Consider the following 8,705-nt stretch of genomic DNA (forward strand, 5'->3'; position numbering starts at 1 on the left):
GCGCTGCCCTCCGGAGGCAGAGGTCGTGAGTTCGAATCTCGCCGGGTGCGCCACATCTCCTTATTTTGACCGTTGCTCCCTGTGACCAAAATGCCCTTCAAATACAGCCCGTGACCTCACAGTGACCAAACTTCTATTGGTTTTTTCAAGAAGAGCAATCTTATTAAATCAGTTATTACATTTTGATGTTTTCATTGTCTTGAATATTTTCCGAAAAAGTACGTGATTTGCTTCTCGACAAATTTTGTCGAACTATGATCATAAAATCTCGAACAACATTTATTGAATTAGTCGAGCTAACATAATTATGGAAATCACCTATTTATCCAAATTAAACGATATATCGAAAGCGCTATTATTGGCCTCTGAACATCATGCAAACCAACGTCGGAAGTATGATGGCTCTCCGTATATCAACCATTTGATTGAAGTAATGTCGTTATTAATTAAAGTTGGAAATATTGCCTCTACCAACCTTATTTGTGCGGCAATACTTCACGATATTTTGGAAGATACCGATATCGATCCTAAAGTGCTAGAGCAAGAGTTTAACGCTGAGGTCTTCTTGCTTGTTAAAAAACTGACTGACAGAAAAGATCTTTCTCTGGAGCAACGTCGACAAGAGGTGATAGATAAATTGAAGGGTAATAATGGTGAACTCAAATCTATTAAACTCGCTGATATCTGTTCGAACATTGCAAATATTCCCAAGGATTGGACGCATGAACGCGTTACTTGCTATGTGGACTGGCTTGATGAAGTCTCTTTACTCTGTAAGCAAGAAAATGAACGCTTGTACGAGGAATATCTATTGAGAAAACAAGTTTCTTTAACGGCTAGACTTTAATTTTAAAGCAGGCTGCATCGATCAAACAGTTATTAATGATGAAAAAGGTTTAGTTAAGTAGCTAGCTTTGTGATTTTTTTCGCATGAACTTTAACGTCATTCATCAAAGTTTTTTTTATTCCTATCCCGACCGACAAATTTTGTCGCTTGCATACTTCACACTTGTCATCGTTGAATCTAATCAAATAGGAAACACGATGAAACTAACCTTCCGCTTTTTAATAACAACATATCTTTTTTTAGTCCTATCCGCTTGTGGGTCAAGTGAAAACAAAATTGATTCGCTTCCTGTCTTAGAAAATATAGCCCCAACTTTGCTCTTTCCGAACGTCGAACATATTTACGAGCTTACTACCAAAGAATTAACTGTTGATGTAAATGACGTCGATGGCCAAATATCTTCTATTAAATGGGTGCAGTTAACTGGTCCTTCATTATCTATAGAGGTGCAGAACAATACTAACGTATCAATTACTGCACCATCAGTAGAGCGTGATGGCGAATGGGCTGAAATTGAGTTTACTGCGACTGATGATGACCAAGCATCTGTAACAGCCACACTAAAAATCCAAATATTAAACGTTAACATCCCACCTGTAGCCAACGCGGGAGAAGATTTTAGCGTTAGGGTAGGTAACGGACAAACCTTATCGGGTGTTGACTCATATGATCCTGATGGACATCAACTAATTTATTTTTGGTCGCTGGTTGCTCCTGATTCCTCACAGGCGCTGTTAAAAAATTCTGAAACCGTTTCACCACGATTTATTCCAGATGTATCTGGGGATTATATCGCGACTTTAATCGTAACTGACGAAGATGGCGCAAGCCACTCCGACCAAGTCACGATCCGGACTGAGGCAATTAATATGCAGCCCGTATCAAGAGCAGGATTAGACCAAAATGTTGAAACAGGTACTGAAGTATTTTTAGATGGTAAAGATAGCTATGACCCAGAAGGGGCGCCATTAAACTATTTATGGAGATTAATTACTCCAGATAATAGTACTGCAAGGTTAAATGATGAACAGAGTCAATCGCCAACCTTTTTTTCAGATGTTGATGGGCGTTACGAGGTTTATCTTATTGTGAGCGATGGAGAATTAGATAGTACAGAAGATAAAATAACGATAGATGCCAGCACATCAAACTCTGCACCAGTATCAATTGCGGGGTCAGATATAGCATCTTCACTTGGAGTTGAAGTGCAACTTGATGGCAGTGCTAGTTTTGACCCTAACAACGATATTTTGAGTTATGAGTGGGTAATTGTAAGCCAACCTGTATTCAGCAATTTAACAATCACAGGAGTAAATACAGTGACGCCATCATTTACTCCCACAAGACTTGGAAGCTATGTGTTGTCACTTAAAGTCAGTGATGGTGAATTTTCTGACGTGAGCTCTTTGGCTATCGATGTGAGTAGTGGCGATATATATATTGACGACTTAAGTAATGAAAATACGAGGTATGGTTGGCCGTTTAACGGTTCCATCTCATTTAATGAAGAGCCTATCGATGAACAAGTCTATCAATTAAGCCCAGCGGCATTTGTTGCAACAGGTGCGGATTTTACAATAAGGGTGAATGTGATTGACCGAAATGGGATTGTAACCGGGTTTTGTGGTGACTTAGTCGACGGTCAGGTTATTCGCGATGGGGAAATTGTGCCTTTTACGTGCAGTATAAATAAAGCAACGGGTGGAAGATTTGATGTTGAGTTTAGGATTGAGGTTGTAGGGTACGAAGACTATATCTGGACTTATCGTGTCCAAGGTCAATATTTTTGAGTTACCGATATATCTCCATGCCCTGTTTGCTTAGCAAAGTAGGGCATGAATGATTTTTTCTTAGCCTCATCGACAATTTTTGTCGCGCACCTCACCTAAGATGTTTACCACTTAATAAGCATCACTTTAGAAGGTAAACCCATGTCAAACAGCAATTTTGAGCAGCAAAAATTTATTGATGACTTGTTTAATGATACAGATGATTTTAATTTTGGAGACGAAAATTGGATATCTAACACAAGTGCCAATGAGAATGCAGACTTCCTTACAGATACCAAGCCAACAAAGTCTTTGGCCGATACTAATATCGACGATGATTTTGAAAATTTCGATTTGGAATCTTTTATCAATGAGCAACTTGCAGCAGACAATGAATCTGATCAATCTGTTACTTCTTTCAAAGACGCTGGCGTGTTCAAAATTAGACAAATATGTAGAAACATAAGTGCGCAAAAAGGCGATGTGAAAAAACTGCTAGAAACGGCAAGAATGTCTGCTTTGTGCCGTGTTGGCAAACACATGTTTTCAGCCAAAGAAGATAAGATTGAAATTAAAGGTATCGACATACTAATAGCACTAATAGGCAACACAGAAATTGAAAATGGCATCAGACAACAATATGACATTTCGGCAAAACTACTCCCGTATCCCCCAAAACTGATTCAGTATCGTACAGTGTTATTATCGTCAATAAGTAATATGAACTACGACGTCGCGAATTCTGGCGACTTGTCAGATTGGCAACACATTAATACAAAAGGCGAGCTATTCACTTTCGATAAAGGTGACGCAAATGATGTGTTACAAGCTTTTTTAAGATTAGATAACCGTACAGATGAAGTAGTAATAAATCCCTCTATTAATTTATCGGATATAGAGCTGGGGAAAGATAGCGACACTACCGATTACACAAATTGGTTGCAAGAATTTAAAAGTGCACTAGAAAATAAGCCAAGCGACATCGAAAGCCATAGGATGAAAAGAGGCTTAGAAAATGAGCTTAACAACCAAATAATTAATAGCGCAGAAAATATTAATAAGTGCCTAAGTTATAGTTTAGAAAATACTGGATACAGCAAGGTTAAGTCGGTTATTAGTCTTATTGGCCCTGCAGAGTCGGGCAGAAGCATGCTTGCTAAAGCACTTTATGAGTGCACCAATAAATTAAATAATACGCAAACACAACTGCTTGTTATTGATTGTGCTCAATATGTACATGAAAATTGCGTTGCTCATTTCACAGGGATTGAACCTTTTTATCGGACTCCAAAGCAGGGTTTTTTAACATATTATGTGGAGCAAAACCCCTATTCTACGATTTTATTCAAAAACCTTAATCAAGCTCACGCTAACTTACAGTCACTTGTTCAGGGTATTATTCAAAACGGTTATTTAGAAGACATCACTACTGAGCGGAAGGTAGCTTTTGCACACACTCAAATTATTATTTCGCTAGAAGATAAAAGTTCTTCATCAACTGAAAAAGCTTCTCTGGAACTTAGTGGAACAGACATGCTAACGGACAAAAAGCTTAAGCTTGAATCTCCCTTGGCGGCAGCACTTGCTAGTTATCCAGTAATAAAAACTGAGCGCCTCAAGGGATTAGATAGCTATCTTCTTTGTAAACGTAAGTTTGAAAACTTTGTTGCAGATAAGGTTAATTTGCCGTTAAATTTCTCTCCCTTTATGGCAGCAACTATACTAATCGGTTGCGGCAAAAGTAACCTACCAAGCGCTATTGACCATACAATTTCTAAGGTATATGAGCAGATCAAGTTACTGAATTACGATTATGTGATTGATCACAATATCACCACTCAACCACAAGTAAGTGTAAAAGACAGTTTGCTACCCAAAAAATGTGCCGCCGTTGGTCTAAATAAGCCTCTAGAGGGGTACGGTGACTTGGCACTAAGTCACTTCAGCGCGTCAGAGATAACAGCCAGTACCAATCAATTATTGGACTTTGATGTCATTGTTATAGATAAAAATTCGAAGGAAATTCTTAAACTACTTACGGCAATGCAAATGCCAAAGAATAACTTAGTAGCCTTTATTGGGACAAGTGACGAACTTGAAAGCAAGCTGCATTGCATAATTGATTGTTACCTAGATGCAGCTGAACTTTCAAGCAACAAAAAATTGAGTGAAAGTCTAATGGCTGCTTATGCTGTGAAACGCCAAAGCAAGTATAATCGTAGACAGACTGCTGTCACATTAAAACCATCATTGCAGCCATGTTCATCCAACACCCAACTGTATATCAATTTTTGCTCACTCTCAGAGCAGGTTAGTTTTGATCCAGAAATATTGAAAAACCCGCTGTTTAAAGTCGTTCAACCTAAGGAAAGGCTCGCAGATGTCATTGGTTATGGACATGTTAAGGATGAGCTAAAGACGGTTTTGCAAAGAATGAATGACTACGAAAACGGTCAAAATCCGCCTCCAAAAGGATTGGTTTTTGAAGGGCCTCCTGGAACAGGAAAAACCTTTCTTGCCTTAGCAATGGCAGGTGAGTCTGATCTAAACGTCATTGTGGCAAATGCGTCGGATTTAATGAGCTGCGGAGGCGTTTCGAATATAAACACTTTGATTGACGCAGCTGAATCGGTTGCACCAGCAATTGTGTTTATAGATGAGTTTGACTCTATTGGCCGAAACCGCGAAAGCCAATCAGTGAGCTATGCCGCTATTGTAAATACTCTTCTGACACGCATGGACGGTGCAGCCAAACCAGAAGCACCAGTGCTTTTTGTCGCAGCAACAAACTATGCAGATAAACTCGACCCAGCACTCTTACGAGCTGGGCGATTTGACCTATCAATTAAATTTGATTTGCCCAATTTGGAAGACAGAATTAACGCCATAGAAACTTACACTGCCAAAAAAGGAATTTCTACTAGTAAAAACGAGGCAGAACTACTAGCCATAATGTGTGAAGGGTTAACCCATAAAGCTATTGAAAATAGAATACTGGACGTGATTTTTTTAATGGAGCAAACACGACCTAAAGATTCGAATCGAATCGATATACAGGACATAATAAACAATATTTATCCAGTTCCTGTTAGAGGCGGCGAGTATAATGCTAAAGAGGAATATCAGTTAACTATCAGGTCATATCGTTTGGCAGCCAGAGTGCTTATCAATCACGTACTGCACAAAGATGTGACCCATGTGTATGCCAATGCTTGGCATGATTGTTACTTTTCCGACTCAGCATCGGTCGAACATTTTAGTTATTCATATTTTTGCGATGAACTAAAAAAGCATTTTGTTGGGCGTGCAGCCGAAGCCGTTTATTTAGGTAATGAAAAATTAGCGACTACCTTCACTAAAATAGAACGTGAATATACAGAAAAGTTGGCCAAGACTGCGCTTGGGGCTTTGAATATATCTGAGGCTGATCTGTTAAAGGAACTATCAAACCAGCAAGTTCATGGTAACGCTGAATCAGCCTTAGTGCGAAAAGTTTACAAAGATGTAAAAGAGACGGTATTAATTCATTGGGATTTGATTGAAAAGTTAGCAAGTCTGTTTATATATAATGGTGTATTGTTTCAGGATGATTTTACTAAAGCCTTTGAGGGTAAGTTGTTGACTTTGGCGGAGGTTATTCATTGAATCCCAAATCACCCAAGGATACTTATATGTAAAGTTAGACTTCTATTTTATCGAATAATAGAGTTTAGTCTATTTGCTTAATATTGCGTGATAATAAAAATTATGAACTGTAATTTTCAAAACAGCATAATTAATCAAATATAGAGAAAATTTGTGTGGCAATACCAACATTGCCTCAGAGATAAACTTAAATACTAATTGGAGTGAAACATTTGGAATTATCAGGTTTTAATTCGAGTTTGATACATTTATGCAAGCATTGTAATGAATTTGTTCATTTACTTGATGATGTAAGTATCCAGTCATGGGATAAAACATACGCTCTCTTTAGTGGAGCCATATCGTGTGGGAATTGCGGTTTTCAAATTAATTGTGAAGGCCATCTCAATTCAATGGAAGACGATGAATATGCAAATATTGAATGGACGGACTCTGATGTTGGTTCAGTTACCTATGAAAGTGAGCTAACTGGCAAACCTATTGTTAACCCAGAAGAATGGTTTGATCCAACTGACTACAATTCACTATCGGATATGATGAGTGAGCTAACGTCTGAATATAATGCTTTAAACTATTCTTGGTGTCAGCCAAATGATAAATTTACCTTACAGAATATGTGGCTTATTTGGTTAGAGCATATGTCATATAGTTATGCACTCAGCGCAAAATCGTTTGATATTGATGGCGTTATCATAAAACCAATAGTGCTGCTAAAGAATGTCAGTTTAGAATTAATTGATGAATATTATATGATGAATGGGACGCCTTTAAATTTACGTCAATGTTATCTAGTTGTCGGTACTTATGATGAGTACATTGATAAACGCTTTCGAGAAAAATACAAAGACGAACCCAGACTATTGTGGGTGGATAAACTTCCTTGTATTCACCATCAAAATTACGATTGTTTTAACCTAGACTTTCCGTTGGAATACTCTGTTCAATCATCCCTGTTTAGTGAACACAGTTGCCACTTTGTAGTTCCTATGGCTGAAGATTATGAAAATCAATCTGGCGAAGTAATTATTAGTAGTTTGGAACAGATGGGATATAAGCATGATGGTGTAGGCAGTTATGGTAAATGTCACATTCGCCCCGGTACATCTGAGGCACTTAAAGTAATTGAGAAATCAAGGTGCGCTATTCTAGAACTTCGAGAGAGATTCGAACAACCTGAACACGATATTCAATTGCCCTGATGATAGAGGTAAAATGATTTATCCCGCCAATGCAATAGAGTCGCTCAACAGGCATATCCGTATAGTCATTAACAAACGGAAAATTCTCCCAAGTGATGACTAGGGAAAGCAAATGGTTTACATAGAGGTTACCTAGACATCTAAAAAATAGTCGATGACGATCCATAACATTAATACTAATACATATTAATAGCGTCAAGCCATGGTTCGTTTTATCATCGAAAAAAGTAAATTAACTAAAAGGTTGTTAAACAGAATATGAGAGTATCCAGTGTCGCTGTGGTAAAATTAAAACATAAATGCCTCATCCTCATCATCAGGCACCCTGTTTGCAACCTCTAGCATTTCGCGTTCTTTAAGCACTAGATCTGAACGTAAGCGCTTCTTAACGTCCACCAACACATACTCAAACTCAACGTTCCAACTAGTACTGGTATTTTCAAAGTGCGGGTAGCCACTGTCAGATTCATACATGTATTCCACATAGTATGTATAGCATATCTTATTCGAGTCAAAATACATTTCTGAGCAAGTTGTACCGGTAATCACTAATTCTCCCTGCCCCTCTGAGGGACCAATGTCGTAATACGAAAACACGTCCACGTCCATATCGGAATCAGGATGATATTCAACCTCCATTTTATCTAGCATTTCTTCCTCGCTCAATTTTTCTGCACAATAATCTGCAATAAGTAAGAGTAGTTTCCAATGCTCATGTCTGTAGAAGCTATCAGGGCCAATGGTATATAAGCCGTATATTTTAGTAAGTAGTTCAGGATCGATAAACGCTGCTTTATCATAAAGGAGACGGGAAATTACTCCTTGTGTTACTCCTAACTCATGAGCAACTTGTGGCTGCTTAAGATTGAAGCGATTTATAATCTTTTTAATCAACGACGAAACTGGAATTAGAAAGATTTCATCGTTTTTCTTCAAGCATTTGTTACACAAGCTTATATGCAGTTCAAAACCTTTCCCCTTCTTGATAGCGGCCGCACCGTATTGCTTGAACCTGTGTGTACTCAAAAATATTGAGGTACATTCTTTGGTTGATGCATTTTCATCTGTCATTAGGTCGTAATTTATAGGGTCGCAAAACTGGCATAATTGATTCTTTTTGTATCCAGCTAATTCAATTATTTTTAAGAAATCAGAAGTTATTCTATGGTTGATATCTTTTTGAGATTGAATTACTTGGGGACCATCTATGTATACAGTATCTGGTGGATAACCATAGTATCCAAG

At 38.1% G+C, this 8,705-nt stretch carries 5 protein-coding genes; 4 read left to right on the forward strand and 1 reads right to left on the reverse strand.

Annotated features, from left to right (window positions below; all coding sequences use genetic code 11):
* The first annotated feature begins 307 nt into the window (after nt 1-307).
* The 4 genes from NWQ57_RS17920 to NWQ57_RS17935 all read left to right on the forward strand — a co-directional run bounded on the left by NWQ57_RS17920 (nt 308) and on the right by NWQ57_RS17935 (nt 7,460).
* Complete coding sequence (locus NWQ57_RS17920) at nt 308-847, forward strand: HD domain-containing protein (protein ID WP_306023541.1); 540 nt, start codon at nt 308-310, stop codon at nt 845-847.
* A gap of 197 nt (nt 848-1,044) precedes the next feature.
* On the forward strand, nt 1,045-2,637 hold the full coding sequence (locus tag NWQ57_RS17925; RefSeq protein ID WP_306023542.1) for a PKD domain-containing protein: 1,593 nt from the start codon (nt 1,045-1,047) through the stop codon (nt 2,635-2,637).
* 141 nt (nt 2,638-2,778) lie between these two features.
* Nucleotides 2,779-6,261 (forward strand): AAA family ATPase, encoded by a 3,483-nt coding sequence (locus NWQ57_RS17930; RefSeq protein ID WP_306023543.1) that lies wholly within the window; start codon nt 2,779-2,781, stop codon nt 6,259-6,261.
* A 392-nt stretch (nt 6,262-6,653) separates the two neighbouring features.
* The gene (locus NWQ57_RS17935) at nt 6,654-7,460 is read left to right on the forward strand and encodes a hypothetical protein (RefSeq protein ID WP_306023544.1); all 807 of its coding nucleotides are present in this window, start codon (nt 6,654-6,656) and stop codon (nt 7,458-7,460) included.
* 288 nt (nt 7,461-7,748) lie between these two features.
* Here NWQ57_RS17935 and NWQ57_RS17940 read toward each other — a convergent pair.
* On the reverse strand, nt 7,749-8,705 hold a 957-nt coding region (locus NWQ57_RS17940; protein WP_306023545.1), incomplete at its 5' end, for a helix-turn-helix transcriptional regulator.

This window comes from Paraglaciecola sp. (assembly GCF_030730205.1).
Classification (GTDB): Bacteria; Pseudomonadota; Gammaproteobacteria; order Enterobacterales; family Alteromonadaceae; genus Paraglaciecola.

Excerpts from the sequence above, each read along its gene's own strand:
- NWQ57_RS17935 (WP_306023544.1), top strand. The coding sequence starts at position 6,654 with ATGGAAGACGATGAATATGCAAATATTGAATGGACGGACTCTGATGTT.
- NWQ57_RS17925 (WP_306023542.1), top strand. The coding sequence starts at position 1,045 with ATGAAACTAACCTTCCGCTTTTTAATAACAACATATCTTTTTTTAGTC.
- NWQ57_RS17920 (WP_306023541.1), top strand. The coding sequence starts at position 308 with ATGGAAATCACCTATTTATCCAAATTAAACGATATATCGAAAGCGCTA.
- NWQ57_RS17930 (WP_306023543.1), top strand. The coding sequence starts at position 2,779 with ATGTCAAACAGCAATTTTGAGCAGCAAAAATTTATTGATGACTTGTTT.